We start from the raw sequence: 25,362 nt of genomic DNA, 5'->3' as shown, positions 1-25,362 counted from the left end.
CGGTGACAAAAAAGCCCAGTCTCGCCGGGGAGAGCACGTATAAGCCGTAACCCATCGCGCAGGGAAAGCCGGATTGCTCCGGTTACACCTGTGGTCCTACCCCCGTGCTTTCTACATTGCACGGGGCCCATGGGTGCGATCGGCACCCGGCTTTCCCTGCGCCCTCCCTACCGAGAGAGGGTGAAACGAGATGCAAAGCTCGGGCAATTCATGTCGCGAGAATATGAGCGTATGAGTCACTGGCCGCGCCGCACATTCAGTGTCGTCCAGGCCTGCGCCGGGACAACACCGAACATCGGGCAACTGCCGCCCCAAAACAAAAACGCCCCCGCGAAGGGGGCGTCGGGGTCCGCCCGCGAGGGGGCCGTTATTTCGGGCTTTAGTCCTTCTTGAGGAAGCCCGAGAACTTCTTCTGGAAGCGCGAGACGCGGCCGCCGCGGTCCATCAGCTGCTGGGTGCCGCCCGTCCAGGCCGGATGCGACTTGGGGTCGATGTCGAGGTTCAGCGTGTCGCCTTCCTTGCCCCAGGTCGACCGGGTCTGGTACTCGGTGCCGTCGGTCATGACGACCTTAATCGTATGATAATTCGGATGAATATCGGCTTTCATGGCAGTTCCTTCGGCGCGCCGGCGCCCGTCTCAAGATATCTGGGATACGGGATTTGGGCGGCTCTATACCCCATGGAGACCCCCAAAACAAGCCAAGAAACCTGCCCGGCAACCCGGCTCAAGCCCGTCAATGGATTGGGACTTTCGGTCCATTTGCCAGCCGGAGGCGGCGGGCCTATTTGGGGGCAGTAGAACCGGTCTAAAACAATGAGCGTAGCCGAACAGCTTGAAACCCCTCGCGGCGCCCACGAGCCGCCGCGCGATGCGCTGCTCGATGAGGAGGCCTTCATCGAGAGCCAGATCACCGAGCCGGCAAAGAGTCGCGCGCGGCTGCGGCCGCTGCTGGCGCTCCGGCCCTATGTGGCGCGCTACAAGGGCCGCGCGATCCTTGCCTTCATCTCGCTGACGGTTGCCGCAATCACGACGCTGATCGTGCCGGTCGCGGTGCGGCGGATGATCGACATGGGCTTCACGCCCGAGGGCATCGCGATGATCAACAGCTATTTCAGCGTGATGATCGCAGTTGTCGCGGTGCTGGCCTGCGCCAGCGCCTCGCGCTACTACCTCGTGATGACGATCGGCGAGCGCATCGTCGCCGATCTCCGGCGCGACGTGTTTGCGCATCTGGTTGCGCTGTCGCCGTCGTTCTTCGATTCCGCGCGCTCGGGCGAGCTGGTGTCGCGACTGACCGCCGACACCACGCAGATCAAGTCCGCGGTCGGCGCCTCCGTCTCGATCGCGCTGCGCAATCTGATGCTGTTCTTCGGCGCCGCCGCGATGATGGTGATCACCAGCCCGCGGTTGTCCGGCTTCGTGCTGCTCGCGATCCCCCTGATCGTGATTCCGCTGGTTGCGTTCGGGCGATGGGTGCGGCGGCTGTCGCGCAACGCCCAGGACACGCTCGCCGATGCCAGCGCCTATGCCAGCGAGCTCGTCAACGCCATCCGGACCGTGCAGGCCTATACCGGCGAACGGCTTGCCAACGCGCGGTTCGGCCGCGAGGTCGAGCAGGCCTATGAGGCCGCGCGCAGCTCGACCAAGGCGCGCGCCGTGCTGACGCTGATCGTTATCTTCATCGTGTTCACCAGCGTGGTCATGATCCTCTGGGTCGGCTCGCACGACGTGCTGACAGGTGCGATCAGCCCGGGCCGGCTCGGGCAGTTCGTGCTCTACACGGCGTTCGCCGCGAGCGGGCTCGGCCAGCTCAGCGAGGTCTGGGGCGAGGTCTCGGCCGCGTCGGGTGCCGCCGAGCGGCTGTTCGAGATCCTGCGCGTCCGGCCGCAGATCGCGGCGCCCGCCAGGCCGCGCGCGCTGCCGCAGCCTCCGCGCGGCGATGTCGGCTTCGACAGTGTCAGCTTCGCCTATCCGACGCGGCCGAATGCGCTCGCGGTCGACGGCGTGTCGCTGTCGGTCCGATCGGGGGAAAAGGTCGCGATCGTCGGTCCGTCCGGCGCCGGCAAGAGCACGCTGTTCCATCTGCTGCTGCGCTTCTACGATCCCAAATCAGGCACGATCTCGCTTGACGGCGTGTCGATCAAGGAAGCCGATCCGGCCGAGGTGCGCGGGCGCATCGCGCTGGTGCCGCAGGATTCCGTGGTGTTCGCAGCCAGCGCGCGCGAGAACATCCGCTTCGGCCGGCCTGACGCAACGGACGCCGAGGTCGAGCGCGCCGCCGATCTGGCGCATGCCACCGAATTCCTGTGCCGGTTGCCCGGCGGCTTCGAGGCGCAGCTCGGCGAGCGCGGCGTGACGCTCTCCGGCGGCCAGCGCCAGCGCATCGCGATCGCGCGCGCGATCCTGCGCGACGCGCCGCTGCTCCTGCTCGACGAGGCGACCTCGGCGCTCGACGCCGAAAGCGAGACGCTGGTGCAGACCGCGCTCGAAGAGCTGATGAGTCACCGCACCACGCTCGTCATCGCGCATCGTCTCGCGACTGTCCTGTCCTGCGACCGCATTCTTGTCATGGAGCAGGGCAAGATCGTCGAGCAGGGCAGCCATGCCGAGCTGGTCGCGGCGAACGGCCTCTATGCGCGGCTTGCACGGCTGCAATTCGAGGGGATTTGAGGACGCGGGGGCATGAATGTCGCAAGCTCACCGACACATGCCAAAACCCTTCAAAATCGCCATACCGGACCAGACGCTTGCCGACCTGAAACGTCGCTTGCACCAGGTGCGCTGGCCCGACGAGATCGATCCCGGATGGGACTACGGCACCGACCTCCGCTATCTCAGGTCCTTCGTCGACTATTGGCGCGACGAATACGACTGGCGCAAGCACGAGGCCGAGCTGAACGAGCTCAGCCAGTACACGGTCGAGCTCGACTCCATCGACCTCCACTATATCCACGTCGAGGGCAGGGGCCCCGACCCGATGCCGCTGCTGCTGACGCATGGCTGGCCGAGCTCGTTCGCCGATTTCCGCAAGATCATCCCGATGCTGACCGATCCCGCGCGCTTCGGCGGCGATCCGAAGGACGCCTTCACGGTGGTGGCGCCGTCGATGCCCGGACACGGCTTCTCGTACCGGCCGAACCAGCGTCGCTTCAGCATCATCGAGATCAGCGACACGCTGGCGAGGCTGATGATCGATGTGCTCGGCTACACCAGGTTCGGCTCCCAGGGGGGCGATTGGGGTGCGTTCGTCAGCTCGCGGCTTGGCTACGCGTATCCGGAGAACGTCGCCGGCATCCAGATCTCGCTGCTGACGATCCCGCGCGAGCGGCCCGCGGTCGACAACCCGACGCCGGAGGAAAACGCGTTCTTCGCGCAGCTTGCGGACTGGCTGAAGGAGGAGACCGGCTACATCCAGATCATGGGCACCAAGCCGCAGACGCTTTCCTATGCGCTGTCGGACTCCCCGGTCGGTCTGGCCGCCTGGATCCTGGAGAAGCTGAGGTCGTGGACCGATTGCAACGGGGATCTCGACGCCTGGCTCGGCCGCGACGTGCTGGCAACCAACATCATGCTCTACTGGGCGACCGGCGCCATCGGTTCGAGCTTCTGGCCGTATTACGCGCGACTGCACGGCCCGTGGATGGTTCCGGCGGGAGAGCGCATCCATGTGCCCTGCGGCTACGCCGATTTTCCCAAGGAGTTCCTGCGGCCGCCGCGCTCGCTGGCCGAGCGCATGTACGGCAACATCACGCGCTGGACGACGATGGAGCGCGGCGGTCATTTCCCGGCGCTCGAGCAGCCCGAGGCGCTGGCGAACGAGATACGCGCATTCTTCCGGACGGTGCGATGATCGAATCTCCCGCCATGCGTGCGGCCATCCCCCTCCATACGCGGAAATTGCCTTGCTCCGCGCGCCTCGCAACGCTCGGTCGCGGCTGCGCTCGTTGCCGGTGCGAACATCTCGCTCTATTGCTGTCTCGTCGGAACGAGGGAGCGGCGAGATGAGCGGTTTGGTGATCAGCGGCGGCCGGGTGGTGGATCCCGCCAGCGGGATGGATGCCATCGGTGACGTGGCCGTGCTCGATGGCCGCATCGCCGCCGTAGGAACCGGGCTCGGTGGCGCCGAGCGGCAGATCGATGCGACCGGGCTCGTGGTCGCGCCCGGCTTCATCGATCTCCACGCGCACGGCCAGTCGATTCCGGCCGACCGCATGCAGGCCTTCGACGGCGTCACCACCTCGCTCGATCTCGAGGCCGGCGTGCTGCCGGTCGCATCCTGGTACAAGCGCCAGGCCGAGAAGGGCCGCGTGCTGAACTACGGCGCCGCCACCAACTGGGCGTTCGCGCGCATCGGCGCGATGACCGGTTCGAATGCGGAAAGCTCGCTGGAATCGTTCGGCAGCGCGATGCGTGATCGCCGCTGGATCGACAATGTCGCGACGGAGACCGAGGTCGGCGGCATCCTCGACCGGATCGCAGGCGGGCTGAACGAGGGCGGCATCGGCATCGGTATCCTCAACGCCTACGCGCCGGGCGCCGGCGTTCAGGAATTGACCGCGGTGTGCCAGCTCGCGGCGGCCCACAACGTGCCGACCTTCACCCATGTCGCCTACATGTCGCGCATCGACCCCGAGAGCGCGGCGGAAGCCTATATCCGCCTGATCGGCTATGCCGGCGCCACCGGCGCGCACATGCACATCTGTCACTTCAATTCCTCGAGCAAGACGGATATCGAACGCTGTGTCGCGCTGATCGCCAAGGCGCAGGCGCAGGGCCTGCCGATCACGGTGGAGGCCTATCCCTATGGCACCGGATCGACCGTGCTGGCCGCCGCATTTTTCAGCGATCCGAAGTTCGAGGAGCGCAACGGCCTCGGCTATGATTCGGTGCAGCGCGTGACCGACGGGCATCGCTTCGGCAGCCGCGAGGAGTTGCTGGCGGCGCAGGCGGCGGAGCCGTCCACGCTGGTGTTGTGGCACGTGCTCGATACCGAGAACAACGCGCATCATCGCGATCTGCTCGACATGGCGGTGCTCTATCCCGGCGGCGCGATCGCCTCCGATGCGATGCCGTGGACCTTGTCGAGCGGCAAGCCCTACACCGGCGATGCCTGGCCGCTGCCCGATGATGCCACTTCGCATCCGCGGTCGGCCGGGTGCTTCACCCGCTTCATCCGCGAATGGGTGCGCGAGCGCCGCGCGGTGTCGCTGATGGAAGGCATCCGCAAATGCGCGCTGATCCCGGCGGAGATCCTATCGGAGAGCACTCCGGCGATGCGCAGCAAGGGCCGGCTGCAGGCCGGCGCGGACGCCGACATCGTCGCGTTCGATTTCGAGAAGCTGACCGACCGCGCAACCTTCACCGCGATGAACCGCCCGGCCGAAGGCGTCCGGCATCTTGTGGTCAGCGGCCAGCCGCTGATCGGCGACGGGGTGCTCGATGTCGCGGCCCGGCCCGGCAGGCCGGTGCGCCGGCCCGTCGCTGCCGCGAGCTGATTGTGCCGGTCCCGGTCCTCCTCGTTGCAGGCTTTCTGGGCGCGGGCAAGACCACGGTCGTCAATCATCTCCTCGCGCATGCGCAAGGAAAACGCATCGCCGCCGTGATCAACGATTTCGGCGCGATCAACATCGATGCGGAGTTGATCGCGGGCGCCAGCGACGGCGTGGTGAGCCTGAGCAATGGCTGCATCTGCTGCACGCTGGAAGGCGATCTGCTGCGCACGCTGGCCACGCTGTTGCGGCGTGAACCGCGTCCCGAACTGATCGTGATCGAGACCAGCGGCGTGGCCGATCCGGCCGATATCGTGCGCAACCTGATGGACCCGGTGATCTGGCAGGAGGCGCCGCTCGACACCGTGCTGTGCGTGGTCGACGCGACGCAGCCGGCGGAGAAGCTGAACGATGCGTTGCTGCGCTCGCAGCTGCGCGCGGCCGATGTGGTGGCGCTGGCCAAGGTCGATCTGGTGGATGCGGCCCACCACGCCGGGATGCGCGATGCCGTCCGCGCGCTGCGGCCGGCGGCGGTGATCGTCGATGCCGTGCATGGCGAGGTGCCGGCGACGCTGCTGTTTCCGGCCGATCTCGATCGCGCGCCGACGCCGCGCGAAACGGGGCCGCGGCAGCCCGTGCTGGATCGGTTCGAGACGCTGAGCTGGACCTCGGAACGGCCGGTGCGGCTGCCGCAATTGCAGCAGGCGATCGGCAGGCTGGCGCCGAAGCTGGCGCGGGCCAAGGGGCTGTTCGAGACGGTCGAGCAGCCCGGGCGCCTGATGGTGTTTCAGCTCGCCGGCGGCCGCGCGACGCTGGCCCCTGGTGGAGCGCCCGCACCCGATACACCGCGGTCACGGATCGTCTTCATCGCCGAGATGGGAGCGCTGTCGCGCGGCGAGATCGACAGCACCATGGAGGGATGCGTCGAAGCCGGATGATGTCTATCCCGCCTTCGCCCGCTCCGCGGCCTTGGCGTGCACGGGCGAGGATTTCCGCGCACCCGGTCCCGGATGCACGTGCACGGACTTCGCCGACAGCGGCTCGCCGCATTCGGAGCAGACCATCACCGGATCGAACATCTTCCCGCAGGTCTTGTGTTGATGCAGCATCGGCCGCCCGCGCGCATCGACCATGTGGATGTTGCCCCAGTGCACGATCGACATGATGATCGGGTAGAGGTCGAGTCCCTTCTGCGTCAGGATGTATTCGTAGCGCTTGGGCGCGTCCTGATAGGGAATCTTGCGCAGCACGCCGAACCGCACCAGCTTCTTGAGCCGGTCGGCGAGCAGATGCCGGGTGATCCCGAGCGACGCCTGAAAGTCATCGAACCGGCGGATGCGCAGGAAGCATTCGCGCAGGATCAGCAGGGTCCAGCGGTCACCGATGACTGCGACCGTGCGGGCCACCGAGCAGGGCTCTTCTTCCAGGGTATCCCATTTCATCGGCGTCTCCAGCGATCTGCGATCGGCAGCGCAAATAAATTCTAAATCAGAACCTACGTCGTTTCAATAGGATGCTGCCATCGCAGCGATTGGATGACAAATATCATATTGACAGTTCTAAAATAGAACTTAATGTCGCGGCACGGTCAACCGCGTGGCTGCAATCGCCGCGCCTCACAAAGGGAAGGGCGTTCCATGGCTGCTCCGCTCAAGGCCGAGTTTCATTTCGATTTCGGCAGCCCCAACGCCTACCTCGCCGAACTCGCGTTGCCGGACATCGAGCGGCGCACCGGCGTCAAGTTCGACTACGTCCCGGTGCTGCTCGGCGGCGTTTACAAGGCGACCGGCAATCTCTCGCCCGGCGAGTCCCTGCGCGGGATCAGGAACAAGCCCGAATACAACGCGCTCGAGACCGAGCGCTTCCTGCGCCGCCACAACATCACGCAGTACAGGATGAATCCGTTCTTCCCGGTGAACACGCTGATGCTGATGCGCGGGGCCGTGGCGGCCCAGTTCGAAGGCTTGTTCGAGCCCTATTTCCGCGCCGCCTATCACCACATGTGGGCGGAGCCGAAGAAGATGGACGACCCGCAGGTTTTCCGCGACGCGTTCCTGTCCTCCGGTCTCGACATCGACCGCATCATCGCCCGCGCCCAGCAGGACGATGTGAAAAAGAAGCTGATCGACAATACCACGAACGCCGTGGCGCGAGGCTCGTTCGGGTCGCCGACCTTCTATGTCGGCGATGAGATCTTTTTCGGCAAGGATCGTCTGCGCGAGGTCGAGGAGGAGATCATCGCGCAACTGGACGCAAGGCAGCGCAAGACCGCCTGAGCCGGAAGCACTTCAACAACCAATCAAGCTCGAAAGATCGCTGCAGGGAGGTTTCGGTGCAGGCGTCGACTCAAGTGGCTGAAGGAAGCGTGGAAGGTTTGCCGAGCCGCATCCATGAGGTGATGGATCGGCACGTCGAGGCGACGCCCGATCATATCGCGCTGATCGACGACAGGACGCGGCTCACCTATCGCGAGCTCGATCGCACGGTTGGGCGCGTCGCCGAGGCGCTGCAGGCGCTGGGCATTCGCGGCGGCGACCGCATCATGATCGTGAGCGAGAATTCCATTCCACTGGCCTGCCTGCTGCTTGCGGCGAGCCGGCTCGATGCCTGGGCGATCGTGGTCAATCCGCGGCTGTCGCCGCGCGAGCTCGATCAGATCAGGGATCACAGCGGCGCCCGCCGCGTGCTCCTGACGGCGGAAGTGTCCCAGGAAGCGGCCAACCATGCCGACCGCTATGAGGCAACCGTACAGGATGTCGGGCCGCTCCGCGGCATCGCCGTCACCGGCCTGAACCTGGCGACTGTGGCCGAGCCGATCGAGGCCGACGGCGCAAATCAGGTCGCCGTCCTCATCTATACGTCGGGCACCACGGGCACGCCGAAGGGCGTGATGCTCACGCATCGCAATCTGCTGTTCAGCGCACGCGGCACTGCGGCCTTTCGCAATATGACCGCCGCCGATGTGCAGTATTGCGTTCTGCCAATCTCGCATATTGTCGGCATCTCGCTGCTCACCATGACGTTGATGGTCGGCGCCACCGTCCGCCTGGTGGCAAAATACGATCCGGCTGCGCTGGTGAAGGCGATGGCACAGGAGGGTGTCACGATCCTCAACGGCGTGCCTGCGACCTATCAGCGCCTGCTTGAATATCGCCGCACCGCCGGCTTGCCGAAGCTCGACCGTGGCAGGCTTCGCCTGATCGCAGTGGCCGGCGCCCCACTCGACCCGGAGCTCAAATCGCGGGTCGAGCAGGAACTCGGTCTTCCCCTGCTCAATGGATATGGAATCACCGAATGCTCGCCGGGCATTTCCGGCGTGCGGCCGGACTCGCCGAAGGCCGACCACACGGTCGGGACGGTCATGCCGGGTCTTGAAGCAAAGTTGGTCGGGCGCGACGGCAAAGCCGTCGCGGACGGCGAGGTCGGAGAGCTTCACGTCCGTGGACCGAACGTGATGCGCGGCTACTACCGCGCTCCTGATCTGACCGCCAGGGCGATCGATCCCGAGGGCTGGTTCAATACCGGCGATCTCGCGCGTTTCGAGAACGGCGCGATGTACATCGTCGGTCGGACCAAGGAGATGATCATCCGCTCCGGATTCAACGTCTATCCGGCCGAGATCGAGGCGGTGCTGAGCACGCATGATGCGGTGGTGCAATGCGCCGTGGTCGGGCGGGCGGTCGAGGGCAACGAGGAGGTCATAGCCTTTGTGCAGCTGATCAAGGGCTCGACCGCCACCGCGCAGGACCTGATGGCCCATGTTGCGCCGCAACTCACCTCCTACAAGCGCCCGTCGGAGATTATCCTGATGGACGCTCTGCCCGCGACATCGACGGGCAAGCTTCTGAAACACAAATTGGCGGAGTCGCTGCGCAGCCCGCACTGACGCAACGCTCGGAAAGCATCCTAGGCAACGCAAAGGGCCGGAGAACATCATGCAGAAGAGAAACAAGACGGTCGCCGTGATCGGTGCCGGAGATTTCATCGGCGGCGAAATCGCAAAGAAATTCGCCTCCGAAGGCTTCACGATCTTCGCCGGTCGCCGCAACGGCGACAAGCTCGCACCCTTGGTGAAGGACATCGAGGCTGCCGGCGGCGAGATTCACGCCCGCTCGCTGGATGCGCGCAAGGAGGAGGAGATCATCTCCTTCCTCAACGACGCCGACAAGCACGCGCCGCTGGAAGTCTGCATCTTCAACATCGGAGCGAACGTCAACTTCCCGATCCTCGAGACCACCGAGCGCGTGTTCCGCAAGGTCTGGGAGATGGCCTGCTATTCCGGCTTCCTGGCGGGACGCGAGGCGGCACGGCTGATGCTGCCGCGCGGCGGCGGCAACATCTTCTTCACCGGTGCGACCGCATCGCTGCGCGGCGGCAGCGGCTATGCCGCCTTTGCCAGCGCCAAGTTCGGCTTGCGCGCGGTGGCACAGGCGATGGCGCGCGAGCTGGGGCCGAAGAATATCCACGTTGCGCACCTCATCATCGACTCCGGCGTCGATACCGAATGGGTACGGCAGCGCCGCATCGAGGCGCTCGGCCCGAACGCGCTCGACGATCCCGACCTGCTGATGCCGCCCGCGTCGGTCGCGGCGTCCTACTGGCAGCTCTACCAGCAGCCGAAGAGCGCCTGGACCTTCGAGCTGGAAATCCGTCCCTTCGGCGAGAAGTGGTAGGGGGCAGTCTCATGGAGCTCGCGCTGTCTCCTGCAGATGCGGCGTTTCGCGACGAGGTTCGCGCGTTCATCAAGGACAATTATCCGGCGGAGATGCGCGTCCCCAACCCGGAGACGGATCTCACCAAGGAGCAGATGCTGCTGTGGCATCGGATCCTGGCCGGGAAGGGGTGGATCGCGCCGCTCTGGCCCAAGGAATACGGCGGACCCGGCTGGTCGATCACCCGCCGCTTCATCTTCGAGCAGGAAACGACTCGCGCCGGCACGATGCCGCCCCTGGCGTTCAGCGTCACCATGGTCGGTCCCGTCATCTACACGTTCGGCAATGATGCGCAGAAGAAGCAGTTCTTGCCGCGCATTCTCTCCGGCGAGGACTGGTGGTGCCAGGGCTATTCGGAACCGGGCTCCGGCTCCGATCTCGCCACGGTGCGCACCAAGGCGGTGCGCGACGGCGACCATTACGTCGTCAACGGCCACAAGACCTGGACCACGCTGGCGCAGCACGCCGACTGGATATTCTGCCTGGTCCGCACCGATCCGGCCGCCAAGCCGCAATCCGGCATCTCTTTCCTGCTGATCGACATGAAGTCGCCGGGCGTCACCGTGCGTCCGATCATCACCATCGACGGCTCGCATGAGGTCAATGACGTCTTCCTGGAGAACGTCCGCGTCCCCGTCGAGAACCTGATCGGCGAGGAGAACAAGGGCTGGACCTACGCCAAGTTCCTGCTCGGCAACGAGCGGACCAGCATGGCCGGCATCGGCCGCTCGACCCGGTACATCGAGCGGTTGAAGAAGATCGTGAAGGCCGAGATTCCCGAGGACGATCCGGCGCATCTCGAATTCATCAGGGACATCGCCCGCGTCGAGCTCGACGTGCTGGCGCTGGAGGCAACAGAGCTGCGCGTCGTGGCGCAGATGGCGCGCGGCATCGATCCGGGACCTGCGGCCTCGCTGTTCAAGATCCGCGGCACCGAGATCTTCCAGAACATCACCGAGTTGACTCATCGCGCGATCGGCAATGATGGCCTTGCGATCCGCGAGCACCCGGTCAGCGCCAACCGATTCATGCCGGGGCCCGATTACGGGCATACGGCGTCGGAGAAGTACCTGAACTCGCGCAAGCTCTCGATCTACGGCGGATCGAACGAGATCCAGCGCAACATCATCGCGAAAGCAGTGCTTGGTCTCTAGCAACCGCGCCACGAGAGGATCGGATGGATATCCAGTTCACGGAAGAGCAGGAATTGTTGCGGTCCAGCGTGCAGCGCTTGCTGCGCTACCAGTACGAATTCGATGCGCGCCGCAAGGCCGTCGCGAGCGAAGAGGGTTTTAGCCGCAGGCAGTGGGCCGCTTTCGCCGAACTCGGGCTGCTCGCGGCACCGTTCGGCGAAGATGCCGGAGGCCTCGGCGGCGGGCCGCTGTCGGCCATGATCATCATGCAGGAGTTCGGCCGTCATCTCGTGGTCGAGCCGTTCGTGGAGACCATCGTGGTGGCCGGCGGGCTGCTGGAGCAGTTCGGCTCGGGGGAGCAGAAGCAGGCCTTCATTCCCGATATCATTGCGGGCAACAAGATCTGGACGCTGGCGTGGACCGAGCAAGGCTCGCGCTTTGACCTCGCGACGGCGACGACCACGGCGCGTCGCGAGGGTGAGGACTACATCCTGACGGGGGCGAAGACGGCTGTCGTCGCGGCGCCCTGGGCGGACTATCTGATCGTGTCCGCCCGCACCTCGGGTCACCGTCATGATCGCGGCGGCGTCAGCCTGTTCGTGGTCGATCGGCACGCGGCGAACGTGGACTTGCAGAGCTTCAAGACGATCGACGGCCGCCGCGCCGCTGAAGTGACGCTGCGCGGGGTGAAGGGCCAGTTGTTGGGCAGGGAAGGCGCGGGCGTCCCGGCGCTCGAAGCGTGCCGCGATCGTGCGATCGGCGCGCTGTGCGCTGAAATGGTCGGGGCGATCGGTGAGCTGAACTCGGCGACGCTCGAATACTCGAAGACCCGCAAGCAGTTCGGCGTCACGATCGGCTCCTTCCAGGTGCTGCAGCATCGCATGGTCGACATGTTCATCGCGCATCAGGAGGCGCTCTCGCTGATGCAGCACCTCAGTCTCAGCCTCGACGCCGGCGAAGCGGGCCTGTCCCGGCTGGCGTCGGGTGCAAAGTCCAGGATCGGCTATGCCGGCAAGTTCGTCGCCGACCAGGCCGTGCAGCTGCACGGCGGCATGGGCATGACCGACGAGCTCAATGTCGGCCATTACTTCAAGCGAATCTCGTCCATCAACATCCAGTTCGGCGATCCCGCCTACCACGTGCTGCGTTACGCGCAGCTCGACGCGGCCGCCTAAGACAGAGAGGCAAGCATGTCATCCCCCGAAGCAGTCATCGTCTCCACCGCCCGCACCGGCGTCGGCAAGGCCTATCGCGGTGCGCTGAACAACACCGAGGGCCCGACCCTGGCAGGCCACGTGATATCAGAGGCCGTGAAGCGCGCCGGGATCGCGCCCGGCGAGGTCGAGGACGTGGTGATGGGCTGCGCGATGCAGCAGGGCACCATGGTGATGAACGTGGCACGCAAGGGCGCGATCCGCGCCGGGCTTCCCGTAACCGTCGCCGGCACCACCATCGATCGTCAATGCGCCTCCGGCCTGCAGGCGATCGCGGTCGCCGCGCGCTCGGTGATGTCAGACGGCGTCGAGATCGCGATCGGCGGCGGCATCGAGTCGATCAGCCTGGTGCAGAACGAGCACATGAACAGGTTCCACGCCGTCGACGACGAGTTGATGGCGATGAAGCCGGACATGTACATGTCGATGCTCGAGACCGCGGAAGTCGTCGCCGAGCGCTACAGGATCGGTCGCGACCAGCAGGACGAATACAGCCTCGAGTGCCAGCGCCGGGTCGGGGCAGCGCTGCAGGGCGGCCGCTTCAACGACGAGATCGTGCCTTTCACGACCAGGATGGCTGTCGTCAACAAGGACACCAAGGAGGTGACCTATCAGCAGGTGACACTGTCGAAGGATGAAGGCCCGCGCCCCGACACCACCGCCGATGGACTAGCGAAGATCAAGCCGGTGTTCGAGGGCAAGACCATCAGCGCCGGCAATGCCAGCCAGCTTTCGGACGGCGCCTCGGCCTGCGTGATCATGAGTGACCGGATCGCTGCGCAGAAGGGCCTCAAGCCGCTGGGCATCTTCCGTGGCTTCGTCGCCGCCGGCGTCGAGCCGGACGAGATGGGCGTCGGTCCGGTGGCCGCGATTCCGCGGTTGCTCAAGCGGCATAATCTGAAGATCGACGACATCGATCTCTGGGAACTCAACGAGGCCTATGCCGTGCAGGTGATCTACTGCCGCGACAAGCTCGGCATCGATCCGGACAAGCTGAATGTCAACGGCGGCTCGATCGCGATCGGCCATCCCTATGGCATGACCGGCTCGCGGCTCACCGGCCACCTCCTGATCGAGGGCAGGCGGCGCAAGGCGAAATACGGCGTGGTGACCATGTGCATCGGCGGCGGCATGGGCGCGGCCGGCCTGTTTGAAATCGTCCACTGATCGGAAACGCGGGGAGATAGTCGTGAAGACAGCGATCACTGAACTGTTCGGTATCCAGCATCCGATCATCCAGGGCGGCATGCACTATGTCGGCTTTGCCGAGATGGCAGCCGCGGTGTCCAATGCCGGCGGCCTCGGCATCATCACCGGTCTCACGCAGCGGACGCCTGAGCTGTTGGCCAAGGAGATCGCGCGCTGCCGCGACATGACCGACAAGCCGATCGGCGTGAACCTCACCTTCCTGCCGAGCTTCACCGCGCCGCCCTATCCGGAATATATCGCGGCGATCCGGGAAGGCGGCGTCAAGGCGGTGGAAACCGCGGGCCGCAGCCCGGAGCAGTACATGCCGGCGCTGAAGGCGGCAGGCATCAAGGTGATCCACAAATGCACCTCGGTGCGGCATTCGCTGAAGGCCGAGAAGATCGGCTGCGACGCGGTCAGCGTCGACGGTTTCGAGTGCGGCGGCCATCCGGGCGAGGACGACATCCCGAACATGATCCTGCTGCCGCGCGCGGCGGATGAATTGAAGATCCCGTTCGTCGCCTCGGGCGGCATGGCGGATGCGCGCAGCCTCGTTGCGGCGCTGTCGATGGGCGCTGCCGGCATGAACATGGGCACGCGCTTCATCGCGACCAAGGAGGCGCCGGTGCATCCCAACGTGAAGCAGGCGCTGCTCGATGCCACCGAGCTCGACACGCGGCTCGTGATGCGCGCGCTGCGCAACACCGAGCGGGTGCTGAAGAACAAGGGCGTCGACGATCTGCTCGAGATCGAGCGCGAGAAGGGCGCCGCATTGAAGATCGACGACATCCACGAGCAGGTCGCGGGCGTCTACCCGAAGGTGATGATCGAAGGCGAGATGGACGCCGGCGCCTGGAGCTGCGGCATGGTGGTCGGCCTGATCAACGACATCCCGACGGTGAAGGAGCTGATCGACCGCATCATGGCCGAGGCCGAGGCGATCATCCGCCAGCGGCTGACCGGCTTCCTCGACGGCACCTTTGCAGCCAAGCCGGCCCGCGCAGTGGCCTGACGGAGAGCATCATGACCGAGCACGTCAAGATCGAGATATCGGATGGTGTGATGACGCTGACATTGCAGCGTCCGGAGAAGAAGAATGCGCTGACCGGGGCGATGTACAACGCAATGTCGGCAGCGCTCGGGCAGGCGGAGGCGAATGCCTCCGTTCGCGTTGTGCTGTTCCAGGGGGACGGTGACAGTTTCACGGCCGGCAATGATCTGGCTGACTTCGCGAGCCAGGCCCGCGGCGAAAGCACCGTGGACAGTCCGGCGCATCATTTCATCGAAACCATCAGCAAGGTCGGCAAGCCGCTCGTCGCCGCGGTGCAGGGCAACGCCGTCGGCGTCGGCACCACGATGCTGCTGCATTGTGACCTCGTCTATCTCGCCGACAATGCGCGGCTGATCACGCCTTTCGTCAATCTGGCGCTGGTGCCGGAGGCGGCGTCGAGCTGGCTGCTGCCGTTGCGGATCGGGCATGCGCGCGCCTATGCGATGTTCGCGCTCGGTGAGCCGATGGACGCGGCGGGCGCGCTGGCAAGCGGCCTCGCCAACGCGGTGGTGCCGGCAGCCGATCTGCGCAAGAAGGCGCACGATGCCGCGATCGCGCTGACCAGGCGGCCCGCGGGTTCGCTCAGCCTGACCAAGAGACTGATGCGCGAGCACCAGCGGATCGCTGCGCAAATCGCAGCCGAAGGCGAGGTATTCAAGGAGCGGCTGGCGACGCCGGAAGCGCGCGAGGCCTTTGCGGCCTTCGCCGAACGGCGGCCACCGGACTTTTCCAGGTTGTCGGCCTGACCGGTTGCGTCAATCACGGACACAGTCAAGGGAGTGAAGAGCATGCGGGTCGTCGGCAGCCATCAATACCCCACCATGGAATCCGTGATCTACGGCAAGCCCGCAGCCGAGGCGTTGCGCGAGGAGGCCGAGCGGCTGGATGCCAGGCGGGTCTATCTGATCGCGAGCCGCACGCTCAACAGCACGACCGATGAGATCGAGAAGATCCGCAAAGGTCTCGGCGAGCGTCATGCCGCGACCTTCGACGGCGTGCCGCAGCATACCACGCGTGACGTGGTGACGCAGATCGCCCGGCAGGCGAAGGAGGCCGGGGCCGATCTGGTCGTCGCGATCGGCGGCGGATCGGTGGTCGATGCGGCGAAGATCGTGCTGATGTGCATGGAGAACGAGATATTCGAGCCGGCGGGCCTCGACGGCTTCGAGACCACGCCGGAGCGACGCTTCGGTGCGTTCCGGACCCCGAAGGTGCGGATGATTGCAATTCCCAGCACGCTGTCGGGCGGCGAATACAACTCCGGCGCGCTGGTCACCGATACCGGCCGCAAGCTGAAGCAGATCTTCAATCACCCGATGATGATGCCGCGCGCCATCATCCTCGATCCGGCGATCACGAGACATACGCCCGAAAAGCTTTGGCTCGGCTCCGGCACGCGCGCAATGGATCACGGCATCGAGGCAATCTGCTCCAGCCGTCCCAACGTGCTGGTTGACGCGGTGTGCCGGCAGGGGCTGCGCTACCTGCACGACGGCCTGCTGCGCACCAGGGACAATCCGGACGACGAAGCGGCGCGGCTGAACTGCCAGTTGGGCTCCTGGCTCTCGGCCTTCGGATTGCAGTCGCGCGTGCCGATGGGTGCGAGCCACGCCATCGGCCATGTGCTCGGCGGCACCTGCGACGTGCCGCATTATTTCTGCACCGCCGTGATGATGCCGAGCGTGCTCAGGTACAATCGCCCCGCCACCGAAGCCGCGCAGAAATCGATTGCCGCCGCGCTCGGCGCGCCGGACCGTGACGCCGGCGATGCGTTCGCAGCGTTCATCGCCGAACTCGGCCTGCCGCGCAGGCTCGCCGATGTCGGCGTAGCCGAGGATCGGTTCGAGCTGATCGGCCGGAACGCGATGCTGTCGATCTTCACCCGCGCGAACCCGCAACCGATCCGCGAACCGAGCGACATCGTCAAGATTCTCAAGCTGGCCGCCTGACGCTGCCACTGCATCCGGAGCGAGCCACGATGGCACAGCTGCGCATATTCTCGTATCTGCCGAACCCGCGGGTATGGAAGGCCACTATCGCCGCGCGATTCTGCGGCGTCGACGTCGAGGTCCGGGGAGCCTCCGGCAAGGAGCTGCGGGACTGGCTGTGGGATTACGATGCGCGCGCGCTCGGCGAAGGGGAGCGGCAGTCGCTGTCGGGCCTGGCGCGGACCGGGCGCGTCGGGCTGACCGGCGCGCAACTCTTCAAGACCGACGCCTTCCTGGAGGCGCAGCCGTTCGGCAACGTGCCCGCCGCGTTTGGACCGGAGGGGCAGATCGGGATCTTCGAATCGAACAGCATCATGCGTGCGGTGGCGCGGCTCGGCGAGGCGACCTATCCGCTGTATGGACGCGACGTCTACGAGGCGTCCCGCATCGACAGCTTCCTCGATGTCAGCCTGGTGTTCGCACGGGACTCGCAGATCTATCTGCTCGCGCTGTCCGACGGCACGGTCGACGCGGCCATTCACGCCCGCGCAAGGAACGCATTTGCGATCTATGCCGCGGGGCTGGAGCAGGCGCTGTCGCCGCGGCGCGAGGTTCTGACGGGTGACGGGCTGTCGCTGGCCGACATCTGCTTCGCCGCCGAACTGGCGCTGTTCATGAACGAGCACGCGCGCGCCGCGCAGCTCAGGGATCGCGGGCTCGACAAGATCCTGCACGCCGGCATCGAGGACGAATACCCGCTGGTGTTCGCTCACTTTGCCCGGCTGGTCGCGCACGAGCACTTCAGGCCCGATCTGAAACCATACGTCGACAAATTATCGTCAAAGGCGGCGGCCTGAGCATCAGGGCTGCTTCTTTCAACGCGGAGGGTTGATCGCATGACCTCGCCGGTTTGCCTGATCACTGGTGTCGGACCCGGAACGGGTTCCGCACTCGCCAGGAGATTTTCCGAAGGCGGCTATCGCGTCGCCATGCTTGCCAGGAACGAGGAGCGGCTGGCCGCGATCGAAAAGGAGCTGGCGAACGCCAGGGGATATCGCTGCGATGTGTCCGATCCGGCGCAGATCGAGGCGGTGGCATCAGCCGTCGAACGCGATCTCGGCAGCCCCGGCGTGGTCATTCACAACGCCGTCGGCGGCGGGTTCGGCACGTTTCGCGACATCGATCCGGCGATGCTCAATCGCAACTTCCAGGTCAACACGATGGGGCTGTTGTATCTGGCGCGTCGATTTTCCGGCGATGGTCAGTGTCGGCAAGGGCGCCATCGTGGCGACCGGCAACACGTCGGCCTTGCGGGGCAAGGCCGGTTTCTCCGGCTTTGCGCCGACCAAGGCCGCGCAGCGCATCCTCGCCGAGGCGATGGCGCGCGATCTCGGGCCGCAAGGGGTGCACGTCGCCTACCTCGTCATCGATGCAGTGATCGATCTTGAATGGACGCGGAAGCGCTGGCCGGAGCGGCCGGACGACTTCTTCATCAAGCCATCGGCGATCGCGAACGAGATCTGGCACGTCGTCCATCAGGAGCGCAGCGCCTGGTCGTTCAATGTCGAGCTGCGGCCGTTCGGAGAGAACTGGTAGCCACGGCGCATCAGCGCACAATCCACAACCGACGCAGGGGAGTTTGATGGTGTCGAGGACGTTTGCTGCTTCCATCGCGGTGCTTGCGGCTTTGGCCGCAGGTCCGCTCCGCGCCGAAACGCCCGGCGTGACGGAATCGGAAATCAGGATCGGGGCGACATTCCCGTTCAGCGGTCCGGCGTCTCCGCTCAGCAACACAGGCAAGGGCCTGATCGCCTACGTCAAATCGGTCAACGACCGCGGCGGCATCAATGGCCGCAAGATCAATCTCATCACCTACGACGATGCCTATACGCCGCCAAAGGCGGTCGAGCAGACCAGGAAGCTGATCGAAAGCGACGAGGTGGCGTTCCTGTTCAGCCCGCTCGGCACGCCGGGCCTCGGCGCGACGGTCAAGTACGTCAATGCGAAGAAGGTGCCGCACCTCTTCGTCGTGAGCGGCGCGAGCAAGTTTACGAACTTCACCGACTTTCCGATGACGACCACGGGGCTGCCGAGCTACAACACCGAAGGCAGGATCTATGCAAGATACATCGCCCAGACCGCTCCCGACGCGAAGATCGCGATCCTCTATCAGAACGACGATCTCGGCCGGGATTTTGTCGCAGCGTTCAAGGACGTCCTGAAGAGCGACTTCGACAAGAAGGTCGTGACGTCGCCCTACGAGGTCACGGAGCCGACGATCGAATCGCAAGTGGTGTCGCTCAAATCATCGGGCGCCCAGGCTTTCCTGATCGCCGGCACACCGAAATTCGCCGCACAGGCGCTCAAGAAACGAAGCGAGATCGGCTGGTCGCCGCTCACCATCATCAACTTCGTGTCGAGTTCGGCCTCCGCGACCATCGTGCCGGCCGGCGCGGACAAGGCGGTCGGCGTCGTCTCGGCGACCATCACCAAGGATACGACCGACCGGAAGTGGGACGACGATCCCGGCATGAAATGGTACCGCACCCATTTCGCGAAATATCTTCCCGGCGCCGATATCGGCGACAACAACTACCTGTTCGGAACGCAGCAGGGCCAGATCCTGGAACAGGTGCTGAAGCAGTGCGGCGACGACCTGTCACGCGAGAACATCGTGAAGCAGGCGCGCAGCATCAAGGGACTGGTGCTGCCGACCCTGATGCCGGGCATCGTGATCAACACCGGACCCGACAACAGCATGGCCTACACGCAGCTTCAGTTGCAGCGCTGGACGGGAAGCTCGTGGGAACAGTTCGGCGGCGTGCTGAGCGCCGACCCGAAGTAGGCCGGCGGGTTCACGCGGAGGTGAAGATCGTGCTGCGGTGTTGCCTTGAATGTCGATCAGCGCACGGTCATGATATGATGCAAGACATATAAATAGCCCGTCCGCCGTGCGGACGACAGGAAACGCGTGATGGAACGGAGGCTGCCTTGTCCGAAGACGCATTGGTGACGCGGGAAGATCGCGCGAATCTGTCCGTTCTGACCATGGTCTATCGTCCCTACAACCTGCTCGGCCCCAGGCTGATCAATGCGCTGGTGCAGCAGATCGAGGCCGCGCAGAACGCCGGCAGCCGCGCCATCGTGATCCGAAGCGGCCTGCGGCATTTCTCGGCCGGCGCGGATCTCGACATCTTCGACAAGCGCGTTGCGGCTGGCAGCGGCGACCAGGCGAACGAGGAGCGCCGGCTCAACGGCGTCGAGTTCCTGCGCTTCATGGAGCTGCTCCCGGTTCCGCTGATCGCAAGCGTTCATGGCGTCTGTCTCGGCGGCGGTCTAGAGCTGGCACTGGCCTGCGACTACATCATCGCGAGCACGTCCGCCAAGATCGGTTCGGTCGAGGCGACGCTCGGGCTGCACCCGCTGCTCGGCGGCATCCAGCGCCAGGCGCAGCGGATCGGCGCGGCACGGGCCAAGGAAATGTCGATGCTGGGCCGCCGCTACGATGCGCCGACCCTGGAGAAATGGGGGCTGATCAATCTCACCGTGCCCGAGGAGTCTCTCGACGAGGCGACGATGTCGGTGGCGCAGGAGTTCGCCCAGGGGCCGACATTGGCGCACGCGGCGACCAAGCAACTCGTGCACATCGCCGTCAACGAGGGCGTTGCCGCTGCCGACGAGGCGATGGCGCGCGTGCAGGCCCCGATCTGGACCTCGGAAGATCTCAAGATCGGCCTCGCCTCGTTCCGCAAGAGCGGGCCGGGGCTCGCCAAGTTCGTGGGGCGCTGACCATGAGCGGACCCCTCAGCGGACTTCGCGTCGTCGATTTCTCCCGCGTCCTCGCCGGCCCGCTCTGCGCGCGGACGCTGCAGGATCTGGGCGCCGAGGTGATCAAGGTCGAGCCGCCCAGCCCCGACGTCTCGCGCTTCGCCTTTCCGTCGACCGACGGCATGTCGGGCTATTACGCGCAGCAGAACGCCGGCAAGCGCAACGTCAGCATCAATCTCAATCTGCCCGGCGCCTACGAGCTGGTGCTGAAACTGTGCGACACCGCCGATATCGTGGTCGAGAATTTCCGCGCCGGAACGCTCGGATTCTTCGGCCTCGATTATGAGACGCTGGCGAAGCGCAATCCGCGGCTGATCTATGCCTCGATCACCGGCTATGGTCAGGGCGGACCCTGGCGCAGCCGGATGGCCTATGCGCCGACCGTGCAGGCGGAAGCCGGCTTCACCGACAACAGCGTGCGCCATTACGGCGACGCCCTGTCGGAGCCGCGCACCGACAGCCTGTCGCATGCCGACGTCTATTCCGGCCTGCAGGCCGTGATCGCGATCCTCGCCGCGCTGAACAGCCGGCAGACCACCGGTCGCGGACAGTATGTCGACGTCGCCATGGCGGCGACCTTGATGGCGGTCAACGAGCGCGCACATGTCGATCTCTCGGACGACGATCTCGGCGCCGAGCCCGCGATCCTGGGGGCCACCGACTGCTCGTTCTTCACCGGCCCGCAAGGCGAGTTCTTCACCGTCGCCACCAGCATCGTCGGCAGCCGCACCTTCCCGTCCTGGCTGCGCGCGATGCGCCGCGTCGATCTGGCGGAGGATCCCCGTTTTGCGACCGCGGCCGCGCGGCGCGCGAATTTCGGTGCGCTGCATCAGATCATCCAGTCGTGGATGCTGACCTTTCCCGACATGGCGACGCTGGACGCCCAGCTCGACGAAGCCAAGATCGCGATGGGCCAGATCAGGTCGCTCAAGGAGCTGTCCCGGTCGGAGTGGAGCGACTACTGGGGTGCGGTGCAGCAGGTGCCCGACCGCAGCGGCGGCGAATATCGGCTGCCGGGCCGGCCGTGGCGGTTCTCGGCCGAGCAGCTCGCGCCGGCCGGTACGCCGGCCTTCCAGGGCGAGCACAACAACGAGGTGTTTCGCGAGCTCGGTGTCAGCGAGCCGGAACTCAGGCGGCTTGCCGATGCGGGCGTGCTCGTCACTCACCCGCGCGCAGCGGGCGGCGAGAGCAGCGCGGCGAAGCCCGGGCAGGCGGCGTGAGCGGCGTTGCCGCCGAGACCCTCAGAACCGAAACGAAACACCCGAATAAACCTGCGCCTTCGGGGCAGCCCTGTTCAGTCCGAGATTGAGGCCGATATCGATGATGGTGTGCCGGTCGAGCTTGAAATTCGCCCCGAGATCGAAGGTGTAGACCGGCGGCGTTCCCGGGTCGGTCCCGGCGGATGAATACAGCTCGACCATCGCATTGACGCCGTCGAGACCGGGTACCGGATGGCTGACGCCGACAAGGTTGACGAAATTGGTGTAGCGGCCGTTGCCTGCAGCGGTCTTCAGCACGTCGACCTCGGTCATCAGCGTGATGATGAAATCGTCCGGCCGAAGCGCCAGCGGCGCGATCAGGCCGCCTTCGACGGCGCCATTGCTGATGACAGGCGCGGAGGAGGGCAGCTTGACGTAGGGGATGAGGGCCATCCCCGCGAAGCCCGCATCGTTGCCGAACAGGTTCATCTTGCTGCGCAGGAACACGTCGCCGAAGCCGCTCCCGTCGAAGGTGGTCCGGGCCGATGCGGTGTCGAACAGGCGTGAGTATTGCAACCCGTTGAACTGCACCTCGACATCCATCCAGTCGGTCAATCCTATCTTGAAGTTCGGGTCGAGCGCCTGGATGCTGCGGGTGATGGTGCCTTGATAATTCGAAGTGGTGTAGCTCGCGAAATCGGTCTCGATCTCGACATGGCCGGCATCGACGGTGCGAACCGAATAGCCCTTTGCCGGGCGATCGGGTGTGAACTTCCGCATCTCGTCGGCGGGCGTCGGATTGAACAGCGTATAGAAGCTTTTGTCTGGGGCAGGACCGGATGGCGGCGCCGCATCATCCGCACGGGAGGACTGCTCGGCGGCCGCCAGCATGACGATCACGAGGCCGGCGAGCCCTGCCGCGCGCGGCGCAGAGGGGCGGTTTCCCCTGATCATCATATGCGCCACCGACGGCCGCTCCAGCTCTCCACCGGTTTCGACCATGGGGCAGAGCCCAAGGCAAATTGCTTTTTGATTATGCCGACGCGGCGCGTCGAAGGAGCCGGCTGGCCCTATGGATCGAGCTCGGTGTCCCAGTAGAGATAGTCGAGCCAGCTTTCATGCAGATAGTTCGGCGGGAACAGCCGGCCGTTGCGGTGGAGCTGGTGCACCGTGGGCGCGTAGGGCGTCTGCCTGGGAAACATCCTGGCCTGCTGCGGCGTCAGGTTGCCCTTGCGCAGATTGCAGGGCGAGCAGGCGGCGACGACGTTCTCCCAGGTGGTCTGGCCACCCTTGCTGCGCGGAATGATGTGATCGAAGGTGAGGTCGTCGCCCGAGAGGCAGTACTGGCAGACGAAGCGGTCGCGGAGGAAGACGTTGAACCGGGTGAAGGCGGGGTGGGTGGTCGGCTTGACGAAGGATTTGAGGGATACGACGCTGGGCAGCTGGATCTCGAAGGACGGACTTCGTACCGCCCTGTCGTAATATTCGACGATGTTGACACGATCGAGGAACACCGCCTTGATCGCGTCCTGCCAGGACCAGAGCGACAGCGGGTAGTAACTCAGCGGCCGGAAATCCGCATTCAGCACCAGCACCGGCCAACCGCCTTGCGAGACATGTGCGTTCAAATAACGCTCCTGACTCCCATTAGCTGCGAAGCAGCATGCACTCACATACTACAGGCAGCGTGACGGGATTGTGAAGAGCCATGAGGAGCTTATCCGCCCTGCGCCCGCCATGTTCCTGCCCGGATTGCCTCCTCCCCGTCATGACCGCTAAAGGGAGCCGCGCGGCCTTTTCCCGGCCGCCGACGGACCCGCTGACAGACTCCTGCCAATGATCACCACGTCCCGCTATCTCGAGGCACCGCGCCGATTGCGCGCCTTCGTGCGCGCGCACGAAACGAGCCTCGTGGTGCTGGCGCTGCTGATTGGAACCATCGGCGGCGTGGTCGTGCTGGCGATGAGTGTGGCGGTCGCGGGCCTTCACGCCCTGTTGTTCAATATCAGCATTCAGGAACGGCTGTCCGCCCAGCCCAGCATCGATTCGCTGCGGGCGCTGCTGGTTCCGAGCCTCGGCGGCCTGTTGCTCGGGCTCGCGTTCCTCCTGCTGCTGCGCTGGCGCCCGGCGCGCGAGGTCGACCCGATCGAGGCCAACGCGCTCTATGGCGGGCGGATGTCGTTCCGCGGCAGCGTCATCGTGGCGCTGCAGACGGTCTGGTCCAGCGGGGTCGGCGCCTCGGTCGGACTGGAAGCCGGCTACACCCAGCTCTCGAGCGGGCTCGCCGCATCGATGGGGCGCGCGTTCCACATGCGCCGGAACGACCAGCGAATCATGGTCGGCTGCGGCGCGGCGGCGGCAATCGCGGGCGCGTTCGGCGCGCCGCTCGCGGGCGCGTTCTACGCCTTCGAGCTCGTGATCGGCGGCTATACGCCGGCCAGCCTGACGCCGGTCGGGGTGGCCGCGGTCGCGGGCTATTTCGTCACCCACGGATTTACCCAGCTGCGCCTCGGCATAGCGATCGGTGCGGTCGGCGACGTGCTCGGCCGCGACCTTGCCATTGCGGCCCTGCTCGGGCTTCTGGCCGCGCTGACCGGCATCACCATCATGCGCGGCGTCACGCTGTGCGAGGCGATGCTGGCGCGAGTCAGGCTGTGGCCGCCGCTGCGTCCCGCGCTCGGCGGGCTCGCCGTCGGCGCGCTCGCCCTGCTGACGCCGCAGGTGATGTCGTCCGGCCACGGCGCGCTGCATTTTGCCAATCTCGTCTCGATGCCGCTCGGCTTCATCGCCGGCGTGTTCGCGCTCAAGGCGCTGGCCTCCATCATCTCGCTCGGCAGCGGCTTCCGCGGTGGTCTGTTCTTCGCCACGCTGTTCATGGGCGCGCTCGGCGGCCGGCTGTTCGCGGCCGGCGTCGACATCGTGTGGCCGGGGCTGAACCTCGATCCCAATGCCTATGCGGTGATCGGCATGAGCGCGCTGTCGGCCTCGGTGATCGGCGGTCCGCTGACGATGTCGTTCATCGCGCTGGAATCGACCGGCAACCTCTGGCTCTCCACCGCCGTGCTCGCCGCAGTGATCATCTCGACCATGATCACGCGCGAGCTGTTCGGCTATTCGTTCGCGACCTGGCGGCTGCATCTGCGCGGCGAGACCATCCGCAGCGCCGCCGATGTCGGCTGGATCCGCGATCTCACCGTCGGCAAGATGATGCGGCAGGACATGACGACGGTGGATGCCGCGATGCCGATCGAGGCGTTCCGCGAGAAATTCCCGCCGGGCTCGAAGACCCAGGTGGTCGCAGTCGATGGCGAGGGATGCTATGCGGGGCTTGCCATGGTCGCGGAAGCGCATGCACCCGATCTCGAGGTCGACAAGTGGGTGGTGGCGTCGATCCTGCGCCACGCGGATGTGGTGCTGCATCCGGTCATGAACATCCAGGAGGCGATCGCGGTATTCGACGCGGCCGAGGCGGAGTCGCTGGCGGTCGTCGAGGGCGATGGCGACCGGCGGCCGATCGGCGTCCTGACCGAGGCGCATGCGATGCGGCGCTATGCGGAAGAATCCGAGCAGCGCCGGCGCGAGGTGAGCGGGGAAATTTGATTTCGCCGGCGAAAGCCGC

The 25,362-nt window shown here is 65.6% G+C and carries 23 protein-coding genes and 1 pseudogene; 20 read left to right on the top strand and 4 right to left on the bottom strand.

The annotated features are described in order from the left end of the window. Positions 1 to 379: 379 nt before the first annotated feature. On the bottom strand, positions 380 to 607 hold the full coding sequence (gene rpmE, locus JQ586_RS18650) for a 50S ribosomal protein L31 (RefSeq protein ID WP_212396059.1): 228 nt from the start codon (positions 605 to 607) through the stop codon (positions 380 to 382). 207 nt (positions 608 to 814) lie between these two features. Between rpmE and JQ586_RS18645 the strand changes: the two genes are divergently transcribed. The 4 genes from JQ586_RS18645 (at position 815) to JQ586_RS18630 (ending at position 6,428) form a co-directional block, all read left to right on the top strand. Next, positions 815 to 2,671 (top strand): ABC transporter ATP-binding protein/permease, encoded by a 1,857-nt coding sequence (locus JQ586_RS18645; RefSeq protein WP_212396058.1) that lies wholly within the window; start codon positions 815 to 817, stop codon positions 2,669 to 2,671. 37 nt (positions 2,672 to 2,708) lie between these two features. Then, positions 2,709 to 3,851 carry an epoxide hydrolase family protein gene (locus JQ586_RS18640; RefSeq protein WP_212396057.1) on the top strand — a complete coding sequence of 381 codons (1,143 nt, stop codon included), beginning with the start codon at positions 2,709 to 2,711 and terminating at the stop codon, positions 3,849 to 3,851. A 151-nt stretch (positions 3,852 to 4,002) separates the two neighbouring features. After that, entirely contained in the window at positions 4,003 to 5,496 is a 1,494-nt protein-coding gene (locus tag JQ586_RS18635; RefSeq protein WP_212396056.1) for an amidohydrolase family protein, read from the top strand. A 2-nt stretch (positions 5,497 to 5,498) separates the two neighbouring features. Next, positions 5,499 to 6,428 (top strand): GTP-binding protein, encoded by a 930-nt coding sequence (locus JQ586_RS18630; RefSeq protein WP_212396055.1) that lies wholly within the window; start codon positions 5,499 to 5,501, stop codon positions 6,426 to 6,428. 3 nt (positions 6,429 to 6,431) lie between these two features. Here JQ586_RS18630 and JQ586_RS18625 read toward each other — a convergent pair whose 3' ends face one another. Then, on the bottom strand, positions 6,432 to 6,932 hold the full coding sequence (locus JQ586_RS18625) for a helix-turn-helix domain-containing protein (RefSeq protein WP_212396054.1): 501 nt from the start codon (positions 6,930 to 6,932) through the stop codon (positions 6,432 to 6,434). A 195-nt stretch (positions 6,933 to 7,127) separates the two neighbouring features. On the opposite strand from JQ586_RS18625, the gene JQ586_RS18620 reads away from it, so the two are divergent. The 15 genes and pseudogenes from JQ586_RS18620 (at position 7,128) to JQ586_RS18555 (ending at position 21,764) form a co-directional block, all read left to right on the top strand. Continuing rightward, positions 7,128 to 7,766: a 2-hydroxychromene-2-carboxylate isomerase gene (locus JQ586_RS18620; protein ID WP_212396053.1), complete on the top strand. Its 639-nt coding sequence runs from the start codon at positions 7,128 to 7,130 to the stop codon at positions 7,764 to 7,766. A 74-nt stretch (positions 7,767 to 7,840) separates the two neighbouring features. Further along, on the top strand, positions 7,841 to 9,376 hold the full coding sequence (locus JQ586_RS18615; protein WP_312016979.1) for a class I adenylate-forming enzyme family protein: 1,536 nt from the start codon (positions 7,841 to 7,843) through the stop codon (positions 9,374 to 9,376). A gap of 49 nt (positions 9,377 to 9,425) precedes the next feature. Then, complete coding sequence (locus tag JQ586_RS18610) at positions 9,426 to 10,163, top strand: SDR family oxidoreductase (RefSeq protein ID WP_212396052.1); 738 nt, start codon at positions 9,426 to 9,428, stop codon at positions 10,161 to 10,163. Between the two features lie 11 nt (positions 10,164 to 10,174). Beyond that, complete coding sequence (locus JQ586_RS18605; RefSeq protein ID WP_212396051.1) at positions 10,175 to 11,356, top strand: acyl-CoA dehydrogenase family protein; 1,182 nt, start codon at positions 10,175 to 10,177, stop codon at positions 11,354 to 11,356. 23 nt (positions 11,357 to 11,379) lie between these two features. After that, a complete protein-coding gene (locus JQ586_RS18600) occupies positions 11,380 to 12,510 on the top strand; it encodes an acyl-CoA dehydrogenase family protein (RefSeq protein WP_212396050.1) in 1,131 nt (376 codons plus the stop codon). A gap of 15 nt (positions 12,511 to 12,525) precedes the next feature. Next, complete coding sequence (locus JQ586_RS18595) at positions 12,526 to 13,716, top strand: acetyl-CoA C-acyltransferase (RefSeq protein ID WP_212396049.1); 1,191 nt, start codon at positions 12,526 to 12,528, stop codon at positions 13,714 to 13,716. A gap of 22 nt (positions 13,717 to 13,738) precedes the next feature. After that, complete coding sequence (locus tag JQ586_RS18590; RefSeq protein ID WP_212396048.1) at positions 13,739 to 14,749, top strand: nitronate monooxygenase family protein; 1,011 nt, start codon at positions 13,739 to 13,741, stop codon at positions 14,747 to 14,749. An 11-nt stretch (positions 14,750 to 14,760) separates the two neighbouring features. Continuing rightward, a complete protein-coding gene (locus JQ586_RS18585; protein ID WP_212396047.1) occupies positions 14,761 to 15,534 on the top strand; it encodes an enoyl-CoA hydratase-related protein in 774 nt (257 codons plus the stop codon). Positions 15,535 to 15,576: 42 nt separating this feature from the next. Further along, positions 15,577 to 16,737: an iron-containing alcohol dehydrogenase gene (locus JQ586_RS18580; RefSeq protein ID WP_212396046.1), complete on the top strand. Its 1,161-nt coding sequence runs from the start codon at positions 15,577 to 15,579 to the stop codon at positions 16,735 to 16,737. A 29-nt stretch (positions 16,738 to 16,766) separates the two neighbouring features. Beyond that, a complete protein-coding gene (locus tag JQ586_RS18575) occupies positions 16,767 to 17,573 on the top strand; it encodes a glutathione S-transferase family protein (protein ID WP_212396045.1) in 807 nt (268 codons plus the stop codon). Between the two features lie 39 nt (positions 17,574 to 17,612). Beyond that, positions 17,613 to 17,906, top strand: a pseudogene (locus tag JQ586_RS40530) (SDR family NAD(P)-dependent oxidoreductase); the annotation flags it as partial. A gap of 67 nt (positions 17,907 to 17,973) precedes the next feature. Further along, positions 17,974 to 18,312, top strand: coding sequence for a hypothetical protein (locus tag JQ586_RS40525; RefSeq protein WP_249147752.1), 339 nt, complete (start codon positions 17,974 to 17,976; stop codon positions 18,310 to 18,312). A gap of 46 nt (positions 18,313 to 18,358) precedes the next feature. Beyond that, complete coding sequence (locus JQ586_RS18565) at positions 18,359 to 19,561, top strand: ABC transporter substrate-binding protein (RefSeq protein WP_212396044.1); 1,203 nt, start codon at positions 18,359 to 18,361, stop codon at positions 19,559 to 19,561. Between the two features lie 146 nt (positions 19,562 to 19,707). Further along, positions 19,708 to 20,505 (top strand): enoyl-CoA hydratase/isomerase family protein, encoded by a 798-nt coding sequence (locus JQ586_RS18560; RefSeq protein ID WP_249147737.1) that lies wholly within the window; start codon positions 19,708 to 19,710, stop codon positions 20,503 to 20,505. A 2-nt stretch (positions 20,506 to 20,507) separates the two neighbouring features. After that, the gene (locus tag JQ586_RS18555; protein WP_212396043.1) at positions 20,508 to 21,764 is read left to right on the top strand and encodes a CaiB/BaiF CoA-transferase family protein; all 1,257 of its coding nucleotides are present in this window, start codon (positions 20,508 to 20,510) and stop codon (positions 21,762 to 21,764) included. Positions 21,765 to 21,785: 21 nt separating this feature from the next. On the opposite strand, the gene JQ586_RS18550 is transcribed toward JQ586_RS18555, so the two are convergent. Together JQ586_RS18550 and JQ586_RS18545 are read right to left on the bottom strand one after the other, a co-directional pair. Further along, the gene (locus tag JQ586_RS18550) at positions 21,786 to 22,745 is read right to left on the bottom strand and encodes a transporter (RefSeq protein ID WP_212396042.1); all 960 of its coding nucleotides are present in this window, start codon (positions 22,743 to 22,745) and stop codon (positions 21,786 to 21,788) included. A gap of 68 nt (positions 22,746 to 22,813) precedes the next feature. Beyond that, on the bottom strand, positions 22,814 to 23,371 hold the full coding sequence (locus JQ586_RS18545; protein WP_212396041.1) for an HNH endonuclease: 558 nt from the start codon (positions 23,369 to 23,371) through the stop codon (positions 22,814 to 22,816). Positions 23,372 to 23,579: 208 nt separating this feature from the next. Between JQ586_RS18545 and JQ586_RS18540 the strand changes: the two genes are divergently transcribed. Further along, positions 23,580 to 25,343: a chloride channel protein gene (locus JQ586_RS18540; RefSeq protein ID WP_212396040.1), complete on the top strand. Its 1,764-nt coding sequence runs from the start codon at positions 23,580 to 23,582 to the stop codon at positions 25,341 to 25,343. Positions 25,344 to 25,362 lie beyond the last annotated feature (19 nt).

The organism is Bradyrhizobium jicamae (assembly GCF_018130215.1).
In the GTDB taxonomy this organism is placed as follows: Bacteria; Pseudomonadota; Alphaproteobacteria; order Rhizobiales; family Xanthobacteraceae; genus Bradyrhizobium; species Bradyrhizobium jicamae_A.
Note: the sequence above shows the minus strand (reverse complement) of the source record. Positions and strands in the feature narration are given on the sequence as shown.

What these genes read in the sequence shown, in the direction of transcription:
- JQ586_RS18540 (WP_212396040.1), top strand. Translation starts at nt 23,580, where the DNA reads ATGATCACCACGTCCCGCTATCTCGAGGCACCGCGCCGATTGCGCGCC.
- JQ586_RS18575 (WP_212396045.1), top strand. Translation starts at nt 16,767, where the DNA reads ATGGCACAGCTGCGCATATTCTCGTATCTGCCGAACCCGCGGGTATGG.
- JQ586_RS18640 (WP_212396057.1), top strand. Translation starts at nt 2,709, where the DNA reads ATGCCAAAACCCTTCAAAATCGCCATACCGGACCAGACGCTTGCCGAC.
- JQ586_RS18580 (WP_212396046.1), top strand. Translation starts at nt 15,577, where the DNA reads ATGCGGGTCGTCGGCAGCCATCAATACCCCACCATGGAATCCGTGATC.
- rpmE (WP_212396059.1), bottom strand. Translation starts at nt 607, where the DNA reads ATGAAAGCCGATATTCATCCGAATTATCATACGATTAAGGTCGTCATG.
- JQ586_RS18620 (WP_212396053.1), top strand. Translation starts at nt 7,128, where the DNA reads ATGGCTGCTCCGCTCAAGGCCGAGTTTCATTTCGATTTCGGCAGCCCC.
- JQ586_RS18610 (WP_212396052.1), top strand. Translation starts at nt 9,426, where the DNA reads ATGCAGAAGAGAAACAAGACGGTCGCCGTGATCGGTGCCGGAGATTTC.
- JQ586_RS18600 (WP_212396050.1), top strand. Translation starts at nt 11,380, where the DNA reads ATGGATATCCAGTTCACGGAAGAGCAGGAATTGTTGCGGTCCAGCGTG.
- JQ586_RS18565 (WP_212396044.1), top strand. Translation starts at nt 18,359, where the DNA reads ATGGTGTCGAGGACGTTTGCTGCTTCCATCGCGGTGCTTGCGGCTTTG.
- JQ586_RS40525 (WP_249147752.1), top strand. Translation starts at nt 17,974, where the DNA reads ATGGTCAGTGTCGGCAAGGGCGCCATCGTGGCGACCGGCAACACGTCG.
- JQ586_RS18585 (WP_212396047.1), top strand. Translation starts at nt 14,761, where the DNA reads ATGACCGAGCACGTCAAGATCGAGATATCGGATGGTGTGATGACGCTG.
- JQ586_RS18555 (WP_212396043.1), top strand. Translation starts at nt 20,508, where the DNA reads ATGAGCGGACCCCTCAGCGGACTTCGCGTCGTCGATTTCTCCCGCGTC.
- JQ586_RS18595 (WP_212396049.1), top strand. Translation starts at nt 12,526, where the DNA reads ATGTCATCCCCCGAAGCAGTCATCGTCTCCACCGCCCGCACCGGCGTC.
- JQ586_RS18625 (WP_212396054.1), bottom strand. Translation starts at nt 6,932, where the DNA reads ATGAAATGGGATACCCTGGAAGAAGAGCCCTGCTCGGTGGCCCGCACG.
- JQ586_RS18550 (WP_212396042.1), bottom strand. Translation starts at nt 22,745, where the DNA reads ATGGTCGAAACCGGTGGAGAGCTGGAGCGGCCGTCGGTGGCGCATATG.
- JQ586_RS18605 (WP_212396051.1), top strand. Translation starts at nt 10,175, where the DNA reads ATGGAGCTCGCGCTGTCTCCTGCAGATGCGGCGTTTCGCGACGAGGTT.
- JQ586_RS18635 (WP_212396056.1), top strand. Translation starts at nt 4,003, where the DNA reads ATGAGCGGTTTGGTGATCAGCGGCGGCCGGGTGGTGGATCCCGCCAGC.
- JQ586_RS18645 (WP_212396058.1), top strand. Translation starts at nt 815, where the DNA reads ATGAGCGTAGCCGAACAGCTTGAAACCCCTCGCGGCGCCCACGAGCCG.